This window comes from Parvimonas sp. M20, from assembly GCF_035282425.1.
Lineage (GTDB): Bacteria > Bacillota > Clostridia > Tissierellales > Peptoniphilaceae > Parvimonas.
In genome coordinates, this window is the sequence record NZ_JAYKBQ010000044.1 from 1 (window position 1) to 898 (window position 898).

At 48.6% G+C, this 898-nt stretch carries 1 protein-coding gene; it reads right to left on the minus strand.

Annotated features, from left to right (window positions below; genetic code table 11):
* On the minus strand, positions 1-283 hold a 283-nt coding region (locus VJI93_RS08245; RefSeq protein ID WP_324009237.1), incomplete at its 3' end, for a hypothetical protein.
* Positions 284-898 lie beyond the last annotated feature (615 nt).

Genomic DNA, 898 nt, shown 5'->3' on the forward strand with positions numbered 1-898 from the left:
CGACTACCTCTGCAACAGGGCAGGCATTCTTGATAATGGCGGCGGCATCCCGCACCATATCCAATGCAACCGCCTCACCCAGTTCCACAAGGGAATTGTCGATGATGACAGTAGGGAATACGGACATATCACCAGATATGCGCTCGAACAATGCCTTAAAGCGTTCGGGCTCTTCCATGATATGATGGGCCAGGAGAAGATGATACTCGCCGAAAGCATCATAGCCATAATTGTAGAGGCTCTCCAGAATCTGGATCGGCGCCACAGGTGCAAAACTTGCCATTATTCCCTCCCAGCTTTCAACGTCTTGTGCAATGCGTTGGCGGTGTTGCCATTTTTGTCTTCACACTGTTCACGTATGGACAGTGTAACATCCTTGTCCTTCAAGGTTGTTTCGAACAGTTCCTTGATAGCTTCGAATGCACGAGTCTTACCGCTTGCGCGGGGTCCATAGATTTGTACATGGATAGTCAGATGATCAGGTTCCATCAGTAATCACCCTTCTTAAATAAGTGGTCATGGAGAACTATTGCTGCAACCATCCCGCAGGACGCACCAGTTCCTGCAGTTAAGGCAACCCACCAACCACCTTTGACAATGATGTTTACAGCTGCTACATCAAACGCGGCCATCAAATAGGAGGTTAGCCAAGTAGCCTTCAAATGTGTACCTATTACGTTCTTATGCTGAAACCCTTTTAGGAATACAGACACAAAACTTACTAGGATGGATGCAGCATACAACATCAGCGTTCGGCCTCGTTGCCCCAAGCCAGCACATGTAGCTGTGGGAGGATCTTCACATGCGTGATCCGATCATCATTGGCGATGTCTTCACACAGCGTACGATATGCACGCAACAAGTCGAGCTTGTGGATATCACCCGACTGCATCGAATC